This is a genomic window from Arthrobacter sp. GAS37, assembly GCF_044908325.1.
In the GTDB taxonomy this organism is placed as follows: Bacteria; Actinomycetota; Actinomycetes; order Actinomycetales; family Micrococcaceae; genus Arthrobacter; species Arthrobacter ramosus.
Map to the genome: position 1 here is coordinate 25489 of NZ_JBIYDB010000039.1, position 15367 is coordinate 40855.

Below are 15367 nucleotides of genomic sequence, written 5' to 3' on the forward strand. Positions count from 1 at the left end.
CTCAGCGGCGCGCCAGCAGTAGCTCGCGGTGGGCGGCAGTCTCCTCCTGCAAGGCGTGCACGACGGCGGCAACAGCGGGGCGGCGCATCGAGTCCGGCCGCAGGACCATCCAGTAGGGGAGCAGCTCCGCGAAATCCGACGGCAGCAGCCGCACCAGGTCCGGGTGCCGGTCCGCCATGAAGCACGGCAGGAAGCCGATGCCGGCGCCGGCGCGCGTCGCTTCTACATGGACGAAGACGTTGGTGGAGCTCAAGCCGTCGCGCATGGAGGGGACCAACCGGCGAGGGGCATCGAGGTCGTCCACTTGCAGCATGGAGTCCACGAAATAGACCAACTGATGCCTTGTCAGCTCTTCCACGGTGCCGGGCACGCCGTGAAAAGCCAGGTACTCGCGCGAGGCATACATTCCCAGCATGTACTCGCCCAGCAGCACAGCCTCGGCCCGGTGCACCTGGGGTTCGCCCACCACCACCTCGACGTCCAGGCCGGAACGCTGCTGGAGCGCCCGCCGGGTCACGGTGATGATCTCCACGGTGAGGCCGGGATGCGATCGCCGCAAGCGCGCCACTGCCGGTGCCGCGATGTAAGCGCTGAAACCGTCAGTTGCGGTCATGCGCACGACGCCGGCAATCGGGTCCGGCGCGCGGTCTTCCGGTCCCAGCGCGCCCACCGCCGCTTCGATCCGTTCCGCCACTGCCACGGCCTCGGCTCCCAGCTCCGTGACTTCCCAGCCGCCTGCCGCCCGCGCGAGGACCCGGCCGCCGAGCGCCTTCTCGAGTGCGGCGATCCTGCGGGAAACGGTGGTGTGGTTCAGCCCCAAGGCTTGGGCCGCCGTCGTGAACTTACCTGAGCGTGACACCGCGAGGAGGACCAGGAGGTCATCGGGATTCGGATTCATATCTGCAATTCTGCACACACTTGGTGCCTTTTTGGTTATTGAAGCAGAAGTAATGTGCAGCAATACTCATTGGAGCATTTCGTGTTGTGGATCACAGCACGTGTCAGTGTGGACACTAAGGAGATGGACATGAGCGTAGGACAACGCTCCGCAGCAGGGGCCGCCGCGACCGGTAAAGGCACGGGACTCAAGAAAATCGTCGCAGCCTCGATGGTGGGCACCGTGGTGGAATGGTACGAATTCTTCCTCTACGCCACCGCCGCAACGCTGGTTTTCGGCAAGTACTTCTTCCCGCCCACCGGCAACGACCTTGACGGCATCATCCAGGCATTCCTGACCTACGCGGTAGGCTTTGTGGCCCGGCCCCTGGGCGGCATCGTCTTCGGCCAGATCGGTGACAGGCTCGGCCGTAAACCCACGCTGCAGCTCACCATCGTGATTGTCGGCGTATCCACCTTCCTCATGGGCTGCCTCCCCGGCTTCGCCGACCTCGGTTACTGGGCGCCGGCCATGCTCGTGGCGCTCCGCTTTGTCCAGGGCTTCGCGCTGGGTGGCGAATGGGGTGGCGCGGTGCTGCTGGTGGCGGAACACAGCCCCAAGGAGTCCCGCGGATTCTGGTCAAGCTGGCCGCAGGCGGCGGTTCCCGTCGGCAACCTCCTGGCCACGCTCGTCCTGTTCATCATGTCCACCACCCTCAGCAGCGCAGCATTCCTCGGCTGGGGATGGCGCGTGGCCTTCTGGCTCTCCGCAGTGATCGTCTTCGTGGGCTACTACATCCGCACCCACGTGACCGAGTCCCCGATCTTCCTCGAGGCGAAGGCCCAGGTGGAGAAGGAACAAACCATCAGCTACGGCGTCGGCGAGGTCATCCGCAAGTACCCCAAGGGCATCCTCCAGGCCATGGGACTGAGGTTGGCCGAGAACATCATGTACTACCTCGTGGTGAGCTTCTCCATCGTGTACCTCAAGAGCGTGGACAAGTACGACACCTCCTCCTTGCTGCTCGCCCTGCTGATCGCACACGTTGTCCACTTCATCGTCATACCGCAGATCGGCCGGCTGGCAGACACCTGGGGGCGCAAGCCGGTTTACCTGATCGGTGCCATCAGCGGTGCCACCTGGCCGTTCTTCGCCTTCCCCATGTTCGACACCAAGAACCCCGTGGTGATCGTCGCCGCCGTGACCATCGGCCTCTGCCTGCACGCCTTCATGTACGCAGGGCAGCCGGCCATCATGACCGAGCTCTTCCCCACCCGCATGCGCTACTCGGGCGTCTCCCTTGGCTCGCAGGTCACCTCAATCTTCGCCGGTTCGCTGGCCCCGCTGCTGGCGACCCAGTGGCTCAAGGACACCGGATCCTGGATGCCCACCGCCAACTACCTGGTGATCGCTTGCGCCATCACCGCCGTCGTCGTCCTGACGCTCAAGGAGACCCGCGGGGTGGCGCTGGAAGACGTTGACAACGCCGACGCCGTTCGCCACGGCCTCCCCATGGGTGCCCGCGCATGACCCTCGAGGGCCGCAAGGCCCTGGTCACCGGCGGGGCGAGCGGCATCGGGGCAGCATGTGCCACGGCCCTCGCCGCGCGGGGCGCGAAAGTTGTGGTGGCCGACGTCGATGCTGCCGGAGCTGCGGCACTCGCCGACAAGCTGGGCGGCACCGCCTGGGCCGTCGACCTGCTCGACACGGAGGCGCTCGCCGGACTCAGCCTGGATTGCGACATCCTCGTCAACAATGCCGGCATCCAGAAGGTTGCCCCCATCGAGGAGTTCGAACCGGCAGACTTCCGCCGCATCCTGACCCTCATGCTCGAGGGCCCTTTCCTGCTCATCCGGGCCGCACTCCCGCACATGTACGCCAACGGATTCGGCCGGATCATCAACATTTCCTCGGTCCACGGGCTGCGGGCGTCGGCATTCAAGAGCGCGTATGTCTCGGCCAAGCATGGGCTCGAGGGGCTCAGCAAAGTGACGGCCCTCGAGGGCGGCCAGCACGGGGTCACCTCCAACTGCATCAATCCGGGGTACGTGCGTACGCCCCTCGTCGAGAAGCAGATCGCGGACCAGGCACTGCTGCACGGCATCCCCGAATCGGAGGTCCTGGCGAAGGTCATGCTGACGGAGTCCGCGGTGAAACGCCTCGTGGAGCCGGAGGAAGTCGCGTCGCTGGCCGCGTGGATAGCGTCCGACGACGCCGGTATGGTCACCGGGGCCAGCTACACGATGGACGGGGGCTGGTCCGCCCGCTAATTACCCCCTCGATGTCGTAGGCTGGTGCGCACGAGGGGAGCGAATATGGGTCTCGATCCGGCCAGCTTGAAGATAGCTTTGGGCATCGTCGCGTTTACGCTCTGCCTGCTGTTTTTCGGATCGTTCCGCCGGACCCGCTCCGCGTACAGCGGGTGGTGGTGTCTCGCCCTCGTTTTCCTGCTCTCGGGGAACATGGCGTACCTGCTCACGGGGACTTCCCAGCAAGTCTGGGCGGGTCCCCTCGGCAACGCTTTGCTGGTGGCCGGGGCGTTCAGCGTGTGGGCGGGCTCGCGTTCTCTGCGCTTGCTTCCGACACCGCGATGGCAGCTCCTCGCCGGACCCGTCGCCACAGCTGTGGCCGCCTCGCTGGAGAGTCCGGCCACCAACGCATGGTCCGGTGGCCTGGTGTATTTGGCCATGATGTCCTTGGGCATGGGGTTGGCAACAGTTGAACTCTGGCGGTTGAAGCCCAGCGTTTCACAGGCCCACCGCTCCTTGGCGCTCGCCGCAGGAGTGCTGGCGTCGTTCTTCTTCTGCCGGGGGATCGCCTACGTCGTGGAGGGACCCGACGGTCCGGATTTCGGTACCTATCTCAGCTCGGCAACCACCAGTGTGGTCACTATCGTGCTTCTCGTCACCGTGTCCTTCAGCATGACTGCGCTGAGCAACGAGCAGCTCATCAACGGGCTCAACGAACGCGCCACCCGGGACGGTCTGACGGGGCTCCTCAACCGCACCGCCTTCATGGAGCTGGCCACCCAGGAAATGAGCAGGCTGCACTCTGCGGGATCGATCTGCACCTTGATCCTCGCCGACCTCGACCATTTCAAGGCCCTCAATGACAGTCATGGCCACGCCGCGGGCGACACGGCCATCCAGGCCTTCGCCGCCGCGTGTCAGGCCTCGGTCCGCCACACAGACCTCGTCGGGAGGTACGGCGGAGAGGAATTCACCATCCTGCTTCCAGGGGCCGACCTGGAGAGTGCAGAAATCATTGCCAACGAAATCAGCCGCCGTTTGGCCTCGGCAGAACCACCGGACGGCGTCACCTTCCCCACGGTGAGCTATGGCATCGCCCCCAGCACCCTCGCCAACGCCGAGGTGGCCCACATGATCGTGGCCGCCGACAAAGCCCTGTACCAGGCCAAGTCCCTTGGACGGAACCGCGCGGTCTGCGCAACTGCCTAGCTGCGTACCCAGTCGTCGTGCGTTAACTCCCGCACCGCTGAGCCGATTCCGCAGCGTTCGGATCAGTCCGTTAAAACAATCTGCTTAAACGCTTGATCAAAAGTGTGACCTCGGTTACGCTTGCAGTGATCAAACGCTTTAGCAGAAATGGACATCAACGCCGATGACTTACTCAGTCTTCTTCCAACCCGCCGATGGCTGGGTCGGAGACGTGATCCCGTTCCAGAAAGACGGGGAGTTTTGGCTTTTCTATCTGCACGAGGTGCGGAGCGACCCGAAGCCGGGAACGTCCTGGAACCTCGTGACCACCAAGGATCTCACCCGGTTCGAGGACCATGGAGTCTCGCTGCGTCATGGCGGGGAGGGCGAGGCGGACTTCAATGCATACACGGGAAGCGTTGTGCGCGACGCGTCCGGAATACACCACCTGTTCTACACGGGACAGAATCCTCGGCACCTCGGCTCCGACGGGACCCCGCTGCAACTCGTCATGCATGCCACGAGCACGGACGGAATGCTGAGCTGGGTGAAACATCCGGAGCTGACCTTCGGCGCCCCGGCCGGCTACGAATCCGGCGACTGGCGAGATCCGTTCGTCTTCAAGGACGAGGCAAGCGGTTTGTGGCGGATGCTGCTCGCAGCTCGGCACGCGGACGGTCCGGAGCGCCGGCGCGGAGTGATCGCCCAATGCGTCTCCCCGAACTTGATGGATTGGGAGCATGCCGAGCCGTTCTGGGATCCCCGCCGGTACATCACGCACGAATGCCCGGACGTTTTCGCCTGGGGTGACTGGTGGTACCTGGTCTATTCGGAATTCTCCGAGTCCTTCACCACCCGCTACCGCATGGCGAAAAGTCCCGATGGGCCATGGATCGTGCCGACTCGGGACACCGTTGACGGCCGCGCCTTCTATGCCTCGAAGACGGCCGAGCGGGATGGCCGCCGGTTCTTCTTCGGCTGGATCGCCAGCAAGGAGGACAACCGCGACGACGGCGCCTGGCAGTGGGCGGGTACGATGTCCGTCCTCGAGGCCCGCCAGAACGACGACGGCACCCTCGCGTTTTCCTTCGCCGACGAGCTTGTCGAGAGCTTCTGGGACGACATCCCGGTAACCTTCGGCAGCGCCCTTCCGGTGGCGCTGCATGCTCCCGACGGGTACACGGCCATGGTGTCCGATGAGGTCCTCCCGCGGCAGTTCTACGCCCGGGCGGTGCTGCAGATAGAACCCGATACCACCGAATGCGGCTTGCTGCTCCGCTCAAGCGCGGACGGAGACGATTCCTACATCATCCGCCTGGAACCGAAGCGCGGCCGCCTGGTGTTTGACCGATGGCCCCGCGAAATCAACGGCGACGCGCAATGGCACGTCTCAGGGGACGTCCCCTTCGAGATCGAACTGGAACGCCCCTGCGAGCTCGTCCCCGGAGAACACACCCTCGAACTTGTCGTGGACGGGGACCTCTGTGTCGCCGTCGTCGACCGGCAGGTCGCCTTGAGCACCCGGATCTACGGGCTACCGGACGGCCGGATCGGCGTTTTCGCCGGTGAAGGCACCATCGCTCTCACGGACCTTGAGATACGTAAGCGCACAGACAACTAAATACCCAGCGCCAGACCTCCGTTCAAATCAAAGGAGATTTTCCCCCATGAAGAAACTCATGCGAACAGCCGCCGTAGCAGCGGCCGTCACCCTCGCCCTCGCCGCATGTGGCAGCGGCGGCGGAAATCCCGCAGCCAACGTCAACCCCACCGGAGACATCAAACCGCGGCAAATCTCGTGGCTTCTGTCCCGGCCGGCTGACGGTGCAGTCATCAACGTCATGAAAAAGGTGGCCGACGAGTACGCCCAGACACATCCTGGCTTTTCCCTCAACCTGATTACGACACCTGACCGGCCCTCGTACATCCAGAAGTACGAAACCCTCGCCGCCGCGAACAAGCTTCCGGAGTTGTTCGACACGGACGCCACACCCTTCGCCCAACAACTCGCCAAGCAGGGCAAGATGGTCGATGCCGAGAAGCTGCTCAAAGACCTCGGTGTCTACGACACGTACCGGACGAACGCACTGAATTACCAACGCTTCGACGACGGATCCCTCTACATGATCCCGTTCCAGTTCGAGCTCGAGTACTTTTGGTACAACAAGGCTCTCTTCCAGCAGGCTGGAGTATCAGTGCCGAAGTCACTCGACGATATCCCCGCGATGTGCACGGCCCTCCGCAAGGCCGGCATTACGCCCCTCGCTCTTGACGGCCAGGACCAGTGGCCGCTTGAGCGCTACGTCTCGTACCAGCCCTTCCGCGACGCCGGACCCGACTTCGTGCAGAAGCTCAAGAAGGGTGACGCGAAGTTCAGCGACGCCACCGGCCAAAAGACAGTCAACTGGATAAGCCAGCTCGGAGGGGCCGGTTGCTTCCAGGACGGATTCTCGTCGCAGGGCTACTCTGACGCCCAGAACCTCTTCACCTCCGGCAAGGCCGCCATGTACAACATCGGCACCTGGGAACTGCCCAGCCTTGCGACCGACAAGCTGAATCCGGCGGTGCGTAACGACGTCGACTACTTCACGCTTCCGGCCACGCCAAGTTCCGCGACGGCCGCCAACGAGTACGTCGCAACCTCCGGGATCGGCATGGCGGTCAACTCAAAGACCTTTGACCCGCTCGTGAGCGACTTCCTGAAGTTCGCCCTCGCCAAGTACCCCTCGGAGTACGCGGCCACAGGCGCGCTCTCGCCGACGACGAACGTCCAGACGACGATTCCAGCCAACGCCACGCCACTGTACAAGAAGGCGATCGACCAGGCGAAGGATCTCGGATCGAAGCTCGCGATGCCGTGGGACACGCAGCTTGATCCGACCACCAACAGCAGGCTGCAACAAGAGCTCGTGCTTTTGGCCCAGGGCAATGTCAAGCCTGCCGAGTTCACCAGCACGATGGATAGCACCATCGCGCAGAACGCTCCCAAGTTCTTCAAATAACACGCAGCGGTGGGGGGCCCAGGCCCCCCACCCGAAAGGCACTCCCATGCTTCCCAATCGATCACGACTCTCGGTCTTGGTCTTCCTGCTCCCGCCGCTGCTTCTCTACGGCGTCGCGGTGCTGTTCCCGATATTGCAATCGCTGTTCCTCAGCTTCTTCTCTTGGAACGGCATCAGTGACATGGAGTTCGTGGGCTTCGCGAATTACGTGCACATGCTCACTGGTGACGGCGTGTTCTGGCGTTCCTTCTTCAACGCCCTCGGCTACCTCGCCATCTGCCTCGTCCTCCAATTGGGCGGCGCATTGTTCGTCGCCAGCCTCCTGACCTCGCTGCGAAGAGGCCGCGAGCTCGTCAAAACCCTGTATCTCCTGCCTGCGGTGATCTCGACGGTGGCCATCGCCTTCCTCTTCGTACGCATCTACTCGATCGATCCGGTGGGGCTCCTCAACCAAGTCCTCGGCTGGATCGGTCTAGGCAGCCTTGAGCGCCCCTGGCTTTCGGACGTCAATACTGTCCTCGCGGCAGTATCGGCACCCGAAGGTTGGCGGTTCACGGGGCTCTACATGCTCATCATCTACGCCGCGCTGCTTGCCGTACCGCAGGAACTTGAAGAGGCCGCACGCCTGGACGGCGCCAACCGATGGCAGCTGTTCACCAAGATCAGGTTCCCCCACATCCGGCCCGTGTGGATCACCACCACCATCATGGCCACAACCTACGGCCTGCGCGGATTCGATATCCCCTACCTCATGACGAACGGCGGCCCTGGCCAGTCCTCGGAGCTCCTGACGACCTACATGTACAAAACCGCGTTCACCAGCACCGACTTTGGCTACGCCAGCACCATCTCGGTGTTCATCGTGGTCGAGTGCCTCGTCGCCGTCGGATTCATCTTGCTCATGCTCAAGCGAAAGGCTGACGCATGACCGCGCAAACAGCCCCGGTTACCCGGCCGATCCCTGCCCCGCCAAGCAGCCCGGATCCCCGACGTCGGCGGCGCAAGCCAAACGTCTTCCGAAGCTTGTCCAGGGTGCTGATCGTCCTCATCGTCGTCGTGCAGGTCTACCCCCTGGCCTGGCTGTTCCTCACGAGCCTGCGCAACGAGCACGACTTCGCCACGGGTGATCCCTTCGCATTGCCGAGTTCCATCAGCTTCGACAACTACGCCCGCGCGTTCCAGACCGGCAACCTCGGCCAGAACATCTTGAACAGTTTCATCGTCACGATGGGTGCCAACCTCCTGATCGTCCTGCTGGGGATGATGGCGGCGTATGCGTTGCAGGTCCTCGGATTCCGGTTCAGCAAATTCGTCCGTGGCCTCTTCCTGATCGGCATCATCGTGCCGGTGCAGATCGCGCTTGTGCCGCTGTTCATCGACTACTCGTCCGTGAACCTGCTGGACACCTACCAATCGATGATCATCCCCTTGGCGGGGTTCGCCCTTCCCATGTCGATCTACCTCTTCTCGTCATTCTTTGAATACATTCCCCGCGAGACCTATGAGGCAGCTTCCCTGGACGGCGCCGGCCCGTACCGGATCTTCGGGCTGATCACCCTTCCGCTCTCGACCAATACGGTAGTGACAGTGGTCCTGGTGAACAGCATCTTCATCTGGAACGACTTCATCTTCGCGAACACGTTCGTACTTTCCGAAGGGCTCAAGACCATCCCCTTGGGGCTGCAGAACTATATCGGAGCAATGGGCAAGGTCGACTGGACTGCAACGTTCGCCGCTGTCTGCATCACCATCACTCCTTTGCTGCTCGTGTTCCTTGTCCTCAACAAGGCGATGATCCAAGGCCTCGAGAGCGGGGCCACGAAGGGATGAGGACGCGGCCACTGGATAGACTGTGGGGGGAGGGCCAATGACGTCTGAAAAAAGCTTGAGAGAACCCGAGGTTAACCCCTCGCATCCACCGGCGACTCCGAGGACGAGTCATCCGGTCACGATGCGGGAGGTGGCGGAAGGGGCTGGAGTCTCCGTTGCTACGGTTTCCCTCGTCGTCAACAACAAGAAAGACGCCAGGATCGGCGCCGGGACCCGCAAACGCGTCCTGGACACCATCCGCGAACTGGGGTACCGCCCGAACGCCCTCGCGAAGAACCTCGTGAGCGGCAGTTCACGGTTCATTGGCCTCGTCGCTGACGCGATCGCCACGACCCCCTTTGCGGGGCAAATCATCCACGGCGCCCAGGACGAAGCTTGGAAACACGGATTCGTGCTCCTGGTCGCCAACACCGAGGGCGACGCGCCCGTGGAAAAAGACGCTATCTCAATGATGCTCGAACACAAGGTTCGCGGCATCTTGTACTCCACCTGGTTCCACCGCCCAACTGAGATCCCCGCTGCCTTGCAAGAGACAGACTTCGTGCTGGTGAACTGCTTCTCTCCGGACTCCGACGCCTTGGCCGTGGTGCCGGATGAAGTCCACGGCGGACGGGAAGCCACCGAAATACTTTTGCGCAAGGGTCACCGGCGGATCGCCTTCATCAACGCAACGATTCCTGCCCCGGCGAAGGACGGACGCCTCCAGGGCTATCGGGAAGCGCTCGAATCTGCAGGAATCGCATTCGATCCGCACCTCGTGTTCGACGCATATCCTGACCAGGAAGGCGGCTACGGCGCAGTCGAGGAACTCCTCAAACGGGACGTCACGGCAGTCTTCTGCTACAACGACCGTATGGCCATGGGTCTCTACGACGGGCTGAAGCAACAGGGGCTGTCCATTCCCGATGACATGGCCGTGGTGGGTTTCGACAACCAGGAAGTCATCGCCGCCCACATGCGGCCGCCGCTGTCCACGGTCGCGCTGCCGCACTACGAGCTCGGCGCCGCGGGTGTGCGCTTGCTCCTCGGCGTCGACGAACCGGCGGGAAGTCCGGTGGTAAAGCTTGAATGCCCGCCGGTGGAACGCGACTCCGTTGGACCGAATACCCTCACTGGTTCCCGGCTGCCTTAGGGGGATTCTGCTCAGCCTCGTCCACGGCGGAATGCTCAATGTAGGACTCCACCGCCGACTCCGGAACGCGGTATGACCGCCCGAACCGCACCGCATGGATGGCGTGCGAGTTGACGAGGCGGTAGACGGTCATTCTGGATACCCGCAGGGCCTCGGCAACCTCGGCGATTGTCATGAAGCGGTTGGCTGGAATGCCGGCAGCGGACATATTCACCACGGCCTCCTCAATTGGCGGTAATCGTAGTAGACCACGTCGCCACCCTTTGGCACGACGGTCCGCAAGCCAATCGATGAGCCTTTGATGACCGTCACCACGCCTTCCTGGGACCCGTTGAAGGGATCGTCTCCAGCCACGTAGTCGCCCACTTTGAAAGGTGAAGCAGTCGTTGTGGCCTGCTTGGCTGCCCGCGAAAATACCTGGCAAAGTCGCGAAGCCAGCGCGTGGCGGCGCTGCTTGCGCATCCGAGCAGCGTGCCTCGAATAAGGATCGAACATCGGAATCACTCCTTTGCAGTCGCGATCTTCCAACGGTAGACGCCGACCTCACAAGACACATGAGTGACTTTTACCCGTTATGCCACATGGGCCACTCAAGTCCCATGGCCCACTACTCGGACAAAGACCTCAGGGCAAGCAAGTGGTCACCCGAGTAGTCCGCGCAAAAGACGGGTAGGGGCTACGCACGCCAGGCCGGGTTAACAGTCCCTACGCTCAAAGCAAATGTTCCGTCAGGTCTGGGAGGGGGGAACAATGCGACGAGCGGCAAAAGCAGGAATCGTCGTTGCGGGCGTGGTGGCGGTCGGACTGGCGGGGGCGATCACCCTCAACGCCACGCAGACATCATCAAACTCCATTGCCGGCGCCGCGCCTTCGGCCACCGTCAGCGCGGCGGCTTCGGCGCCTGGTGCCACCAAGACGCCGGGTGCCACCGCTTCAGCGCAAGCCGCCAGCGCTTCCGCCAGCGCTGCTTCTGCCAGCGCTGCGCCTTCAAATCAGGCCCCGGTCCCTGCCCCGGCGAGCACTGCCAAGCCCGATGCCCCGGTGTCGGCGCCAGCTGCGCCAGCTCCGGCCCCCGCGGCGCCTGCTCCTGAAGCACAGGGCCTCGACGCGGCCGGGATCCAACGCATCAAGGACAGCTGCACCGCCCGGCTGCAAAGCGATGCCGCCCACTCCTCAATTGTGACCGGAACGGTGGTGCCCCGGCCATTCACTGTGGTCTCCATCGCCTTCTCCGGGAACCCCGTGCAGTCAACGGCGGCGTCGCACGACATCCTCATGAAGATCACCACCAAGCTTGTTGATGGTCCTGCCCAGGACAGCGTGCGGGTTTGCCGGGTCTACGACTCGGACTCGCACGTGGATTGGCTTCCTGCCGGCTGAGTCCGCGGTTGCCTCCGGTTCTAAGGCGCTAAGACTTGGTGCCTGTAAGCGCCAGGGTCCCGCCGAGCCCGATCATCATGACCCCGCCCGTGGCGCCCAAGGTGGAGATCCGCCGCGGGGAGCGGGCAAACCAGTGGCGTGCCGTGCCCGCTGCGAGGGCCCAGATACTGTCCGAGATCAGGGCGATCACCAGGAAAACAGCTCCGAGTTCGGCGAGCTGCAACGGAATGCTGCCATTGGAGTATTCAACGAACTGGGGCAGCACAGCCACGAAGAACACGATCGACTTCGGGTTGCTCGCACCCACGATGAAGCCTTCGCGGATGAGCCGCCACATAGACCGCGACGGCGCCGGTCCGGCCGCCGTCGAACGCCCGCCGCGGTGACGGATCGCCTGCACCCCGAGGTAGACCAGATAAGCTGCGCCGCCGAACTTAATGATGGTGAACAGCACGATCGACTGCGCCAGGACCGCACCAAGCCCCAACGCCACTGCGGTGATCTGCGGAACCATCCCCAAGGCGTCTCCGAGCACGCTGAGGAGTCCGCCTTTGCGGCCGAGGGCGAGCGAACGTCCAATCACGAACAGGACGCTGGGACCGGGGACTGCGATGAGGACCAGCGCGGCCAGCGCAAACGCCAGGAGGTTGGTGAACGGAACCATGACTGATGATAGCGCTGGCCTGCGGTGACGGTCGATGGTTAGTGGCGGGCCGCCGTCGTCGGGGGTGTCCGCTAGTAGCGGTCGGCGACCACGGGGATCGAGGCTGTTTCGTCGACGAGCTCGGCGCGCACCCGGCCGCCACCTCGAACCCACAGCTTGTAGGCCAGCACCAGCAGTCCGAGCCACACGGCGCCTACGTACAAAGCCACGCGGGTGTCCTCGAAGACGCCAAGGATGACGATCACCAAGGCCATGAAGGCGATGGTCAACACGGACGCTGCCGGCCACCACGGCGACGCGAATTCCGACGCCGGGAGCCCCTTGCGCTTGATCTCGCGCTTCATGGCGACGTGCGAGGCGAGGATCATGACCCACACCCACACTGTCGCGAAGGTGGCGATGGAAGCGATCACGAGGAACACGTCCTCGGGGATTACCGCGTTGAGCACAACGCCCACAAGCAGGATGCCGCCCATGAGGACCACGGTCATCCAGGGAACACCGTGCCTTGAGATCTTGCCGAAGCTCTTCGGAGCATGTCCTTGCTGGGAAAGCCCGAAGAGGATGCGTCCGGCGCCGAAAATGTCGCTGTTGATGGCTGACAGTGCAGAGGTGATGACCACGGCGTTGAGGATGTGGGGCGCCGCGGGGATGCCGAGGCCGCTGAAGATCTGCACAAACGGGCTGCCGTTGTTCCCGATTTCATTCCAGGGGAACAAGCTCATAAGCACGCCGAGCGTCAGGACGTAGAACAGAAGTACGCGCACCGGGACAGTGTTGACGGCCTGGGGAATGACTTTCTTGGGGTCGGCGGCTTCGCCTGCAGTGATGCCGATCGTTTCGATCCCGCCGAAGGCGAACATGACGACGGCGAACGAGGCCAAGAGCCCGCCGAAACCGTTCGGGAACAGGCCGCCGTGGTCAACGAGGTTCCCCAGCCCCGGTGCCGCGCCGCCATTGCCGGAGTGGAAACCGAACACGATGATCGCAGCACCGCCCGCAATCATGGCGATGATCGCCACCACCTTGATGAGCGAGAACCAAAACTCAAGCTCCCCGAAGACCTTCACGCTGAGGAGGTTCATGGCGCCAAGGACGAGGATGATCGCCAGGACCCAGATCCATCGGTCCACCTGTGGGAACCAGAAGCCCATGTAGATACTGAACGCCGTCACGTCCGCGATCGCCACGATGGCCATTTCGAAGACGTAGGTCCACCCGGTGATGAACCCTGCCAGTGGTCCGAGGTAGCGGCTGGCGTACTGGCCGAACGAGCCGGAGACGGGGTGGCGGACGGCCATTTCGCCGAGGACGCGCATCACCATGAAGACGGCGGCGCCACCGATCATGTATGCGAAGAGAACCGACGGGCCGGCCTTTTGGATCGCAGACGCGGAACCGTAGAAGAGGCCTGTCCCGATGGCCGAACCGAGGGCCATGAAGCGGATGTGGCGGACATTGAGGCCACGGCTGAGAACGGTGGTTACCGCGCCTTCGACGACTTTGGCGGCTGGCGTCCTGACGGCTGTTGGGGCTTGCTGCATACGAATACCTTCTCGTCATTGGGAGGGGGGACTGTTAACCAGCAGACCATTCCGGAGCGGGCTGTGATGGGTCTCACGGCACATCGTTGTCTCGGTTCTCAGACGCTGTGCCACCAGGCGGTTGATCACTCGGCGTCTTATTCGCAAATGTCTGGTATTCCAGACAGCTTAATGTTCTGATTGGCTTTCCGATCCACTCCAGGGGGCGCACGCTTAAGTACGGGATCCCGGACACCGGCCCAGCCGCCTTTGTGGCAGAAGGGGCCAGCCGGGCATTATCGTGCACTCGAAGAGGAGCCATGACCATACAGCCGTCCACTCAAGGCCGGGCCGCTTCCAAGGTCCCGGCCGCCGAGAACACCCTACGCATCCTGAAGTTGCTTGCTTCCCGGCGTGGCCCGATGGCAGCGTCCAACATCGCCACGGCGCTGGGCCTGCCACGGTCCAGTGTCTATCACCTGCTTGGCGTCATGGAGGCCAACGGCTTCGTCCTGCACCTTCATGAGGAGCAGCGCTACGGGCTGGGCATCAGTGCCTTTGAACTCAGTTCGGCGTACTCGCGGCAAGAGCCTTTGTCGCGGCTCGGCCGCCCCATGCTTGCAGCCCTTGTGGACGCGATCGGCGAGAGCGCGCACTTGGCCGTCCTGCACGGCCGCGATGTTCTCTACATTGTGGAGGAGAGGGCCAAGAACCGCCCGTCCCTCGTGACCGACGTCGGGGTCCGGCTTCCCAGCCACCTCACCGCCAGCGGGCGCGCGATCCTTGCCGCACTGCCGAAATCGCAGGTCAGGGCCCTGTACCCGAATGCTGCCGCCTTTACGGCCCGGCACGAGATGGAATCGCCCATCATGAAGTACTCGGCCCTGTCCTCGCATTTGGACCAGGTCCGGCAACGCGGCTACGCCACCGAACACGGCGAAGTCACGCCAGGCTTCGGCTCGGTGGCCGCCGCCGTCACCGACCATTTGGGATGGCCGACGGCGGCAGTCGCCGTGACATTCCTCGAGGACAAGGTGCCGGTTGAGGAATGGCCCGCACTGGCCGCCCGAATCCAGAAAACAGCGGACGAATTGTCGATCCGCATCCACGGCCGCCCCTCCTAACCCGCTCCCGCCCAAGTAACTCGCAGTTGTTGTCGTTTTGGACGCTCATAACGACAATAACTGCGCGGGCCCACGCCGCCAGGGTTCCCTGGCCGAGGGGCCCCGCCGGCGAGGGTCCCTGCCTGAGCTTGCGAAGGCTGGGAGCCGGTGGGGACTTGCGAGGCGAGGGTGGCGGTGGGGATCAGTTGAGTCTGGTATTCCGGACAGCACCCTCCATAAAGCCATTCCAAGAGGGTTGCGGAGGGGCTCTACTGGATACAGAAGGACTTCCACCTAGCAACCTCCAGAGACGAAGGAGTCACCATGGCACCCGCCGATTTCACTACCGGAGCCCGTCCTGTCCGGGCCGCCCGCGGCACCGAGCTGACCGCCAAGAGCTGGCAGACCGAAGCGCCGTT

15 protein-coding genes are annotated in these 15367 nt (G+C 63.3%); 10 read left to right on the forward strand and 5 right to left on the reverse strand.

Features of this window, described 5'->3' with window-relative positions; translation table 11 throughout:
* Position 1 precedes the first annotated feature (1 nt).
* A complete protein-coding gene (locus ABH924_RS20815; RefSeq protein WP_234754009.1) occupies positions 2–898 on the reverse strand; it encodes a LysR family transcriptional regulator in 897 nt (298 codons plus the stop codon).
* Between the two features lie 129 nt (positions 899–1027).
* Between ABH924_RS20815 and ABH924_RS20820 the strand changes: the two genes are divergently transcribed.
* From ABH924_RS20820 to ABH924_RS20855, 8 genes are all read left to right on the forward strand, one after another.
* Positions 1028–2407 carry an MFS transporter gene (locus ABH924_RS20820; RefSeq protein ID WP_404501881.1) on the forward strand — a complete coding sequence of 460 codons (1380 nt, stop codon included), beginning with the start codon at positions 1028–1030 and terminating at the stop codon, positions 2405–2407.
* Positions 2404–3147 (forward strand): 3-hydroxybutyrate dehydrogenase, encoded by a 744-nt coding sequence (locus ABH924_RS20825; protein ID WP_404501883.1) that lies wholly within the window; start codon positions 2404–2406, stop codon positions 3145–3147. The genes ABH924_RS20820 and ABH924_RS20825 overlap by 4 nt, the downstream gene beginning before the upstream one ends.
* Positions 3148–3798: 651 nt before the next feature.
* Positions 3799–4335 carry a GGDEF domain-containing protein gene (locus ABH924_RS20830; protein WP_376940517.1) on the forward strand — a complete coding sequence of 179 codons (537 nt, stop codon included), beginning with the start codon at positions 3799–3801 and terminating at the stop codon, positions 4333–4335.
* A 163-nt stretch (positions 4336–4498) separates the two neighbouring features.
* Positions 4499–5935 (forward strand): glycoside hydrolase, encoded by a 1437-nt coding sequence (locus ABH924_RS20835; RefSeq protein ID WP_404501885.1) that lies wholly within the window; start codon positions 4499–4501, stop codon positions 5933–5935.
* 46 nt (positions 5936–5981) lie between these two features.
* Positions 5982–7316, forward strand: a complete 1335-nt coding sequence (locus ABH924_RS20840) for an ABC transporter substrate-binding protein (protein ID WP_404501887.1) — start codon at positions 5982–5984, stop codon at positions 7314–7316.
* Positions 7317–7362: 46 nt separating this feature from the next.
* Positions 7363–8244, forward strand: coding sequence for a carbohydrate ABC transporter permease (locus ABH924_RS20845; protein WP_059388447.1), 882 nt, complete (start codon positions 7363–7365; stop codon positions 8242–8244).
* Entirely contained in the window at positions 8241–9146 is a 906-nt protein-coding gene (locus ABH924_RS20850) for a carbohydrate ABC transporter permease (protein ID WP_404501889.1), read from the forward strand. The genes ABH924_RS20845 and ABH924_RS20850 overlap by 4 nt, the downstream gene beginning before the upstream one ends.
* A 121-nt stretch (positions 9147–9267) precedes the next feature.
* Positions 9268–10278 (forward strand): LacI family DNA-binding transcriptional regulator, encoded by a 1011-nt coding sequence (locus tag ABH924_RS20855; protein WP_404501891.1) that lies wholly within the window; start codon positions 9268–9270, stop codon positions 10276–10278.
* Here the strand turns inward: ABH924_RS20855 and ABH924_RS20860 are convergent.
* Together ABH924_RS20860 and ABH924_RS20865 are read right to left on the reverse strand one after the other, a co-directional pair.
* Complete coding sequence (locus ABH924_RS20860; protein WP_404501905.1) at positions 10256–10486, reverse strand: helix-turn-helix domain-containing protein; 231 nt, start codon at positions 10484–10486, stop codon at positions 10256–10258. The genes ABH924_RS20855 and ABH924_RS20860 overlap by 23 nt on opposite strands.
* 2 nt (positions 10487–10488) lie before the next feature.
* Positions 10489–10740 (reverse strand): hypothetical protein, encoded by a 252-nt coding sequence (locus tag ABH924_RS20865; protein WP_404501893.1) that lies wholly within the window; start codon positions 10738–10740, stop codon positions 10489–10491.
* 288 nt (positions 10741–11028) lie between these two features.
* Between ABH924_RS20865 and ABH924_RS20870 the strand changes: the two genes are divergently transcribed.
* Positions 11029–11658, forward strand: coding sequence for a hypothetical protein (locus tag ABH924_RS20870; protein ID WP_404501895.1), 630 nt, complete (start codon positions 11029–11031; stop codon positions 11656–11658).
* Between the two features lie 28 nt (positions 11659–11686).
* Here ABH924_RS20870 and ABH924_RS20875 read toward each other — a convergent pair whose 3' ends face one another.
* Together ABH924_RS20875 and ABH924_RS20880 are read right to left on the reverse strand one after the other, a co-directional pair.
* Positions 11687–12322: a LysE family translocator gene (locus tag ABH924_RS20875; RefSeq protein WP_404501897.1), complete on the reverse strand. Its 636-nt coding sequence runs from the start codon at positions 12320–12322 to the stop codon at positions 11687–11689.
* A gap of 71 nt (positions 12323–12393) precedes the next feature.
* The gene (locus tag ABH924_RS20880; RefSeq protein WP_404501899.1) at positions 12394–13866 is read right to left on the reverse strand and encodes an amino acid permease; all 1473 of its coding nucleotides are present in this window, start codon (positions 13864–13866) and stop codon (positions 12394–12396) included.
* A gap of 299 nt (positions 13867–14165) precedes the next feature.
* Here ABH924_RS20880 and ABH924_RS20885 point away from each other — a divergent pair, with 299 nt between their 5' ends.
* The gene (locus tag ABH924_RS20885; protein WP_234753996.1) at positions 14166–14969 is read left to right on the forward strand and encodes an IclR family transcriptional regulator; all 804 of its coding nucleotides are present in this window, start codon (positions 14166–14168) and stop codon (positions 14967–14969) included.
* Positions 14970–15367 lie beyond the last annotated feature (398 nt).

Bases quoted from the DNA above. Each gene is read 5' to 3' on its own strand.
- ABH924_RS20815 (WP_234754009.1), bottom strand. From the start codon at position 898: ATGAATCCGAATCCCGATGACCTCCTGGTCCTCCTCGCGGTGTCACGC.
- ABH924_RS20820 (WP_404501881.1), top strand. From the start codon at position 1,028: ATGAGCGTAGGACAACGCTCCGCAGCAGGGGCCGCCGCGACCGGTAAA.
- ABH924_RS20825 (WP_404501883.1), top strand. From the start codon at position 2,404: ATGACCCTCGAGGGCCGCAAGGCCCTGGTCACCGGCGGGGCGAGCGGC.
- ABH924_RS20830 (WP_376940517.1), top strand. From the start codon at position 3,799: ATGACTGCGCTGAGCAACGAGCAGCTCATCAACGGGCTCAACGAACGC.
- ABH924_RS20835 (WP_404501885.1), top strand. From the start codon at position 4,499: ATGACTTACTCAGTCTTCTTCCAACCCGCCGATGGCTGGGTCGGAGAC.
- ABH924_RS20840 (WP_404501887.1), top strand. From the start codon at position 5,982: ATGAAGAAACTCATGCGAACAGCCGCCGTAGCAGCGGCCGTCACCCTC.
- ABH924_RS20845 (WP_059388447.1), top strand. From the start codon at position 7,363: ATGCTTCCCAATCGATCACGACTCTCGGTCTTGGTCTTCCTGCTCCCG.
- ABH924_RS20850 (WP_404501889.1), top strand. From the start codon at position 8,241: ATGACCGCGCAAACAGCCCCGGTTACCCGGCCGATCCCTGCCCCGCCA.
- ABH924_RS20855 (WP_404501891.1), top strand. From the start codon at position 9,268: ATGCGGGAGGTGGCGGAAGGGGCTGGAGTCTCCGTTGCTACGGTTTCC.
- ABH924_RS20860 (WP_404501905.1), bottom strand. From the start codon at position 10,486: ATGTCCGCTGCCGGCATTCCAGCCAACCGCTTCATGACAATCGCCGAG.
- ABH924_RS20865 (WP_404501893.1), bottom strand. From the start codon at position 10,740: ATGCGCAAGCAGCGCCGCCACGCGCTGGCTTCGCGACTTTGCCAGGTA.
- ABH924_RS20870 (WP_404501895.1), top strand. From the start codon at position 11,029: ATGCGACGAGCGGCAAAAGCAGGAATCGTCGTTGCGGGCGTGGTGGCG.
- ABH924_RS20875 (WP_404501897.1), bottom strand. From the start codon at position 12,322: ATGGTTCCGTTCACCAACCTCCTGGCGTTTGCGCTGGCCGCGCTGGTC.
- ABH924_RS20880 (WP_404501899.1), bottom strand. From the start codon at position 13,866: ATGCAGCAAGCCCCAACAGCCGTCAGGACGCCAGCCGCCAAAGTCGTC.
- ABH924_RS20885 (WP_234753996.1), top strand. From the start codon at position 14,166: ATGACCATACAGCCGTCCACTCAAGGCCGGGCCGCTTCCAAGGTCCCG.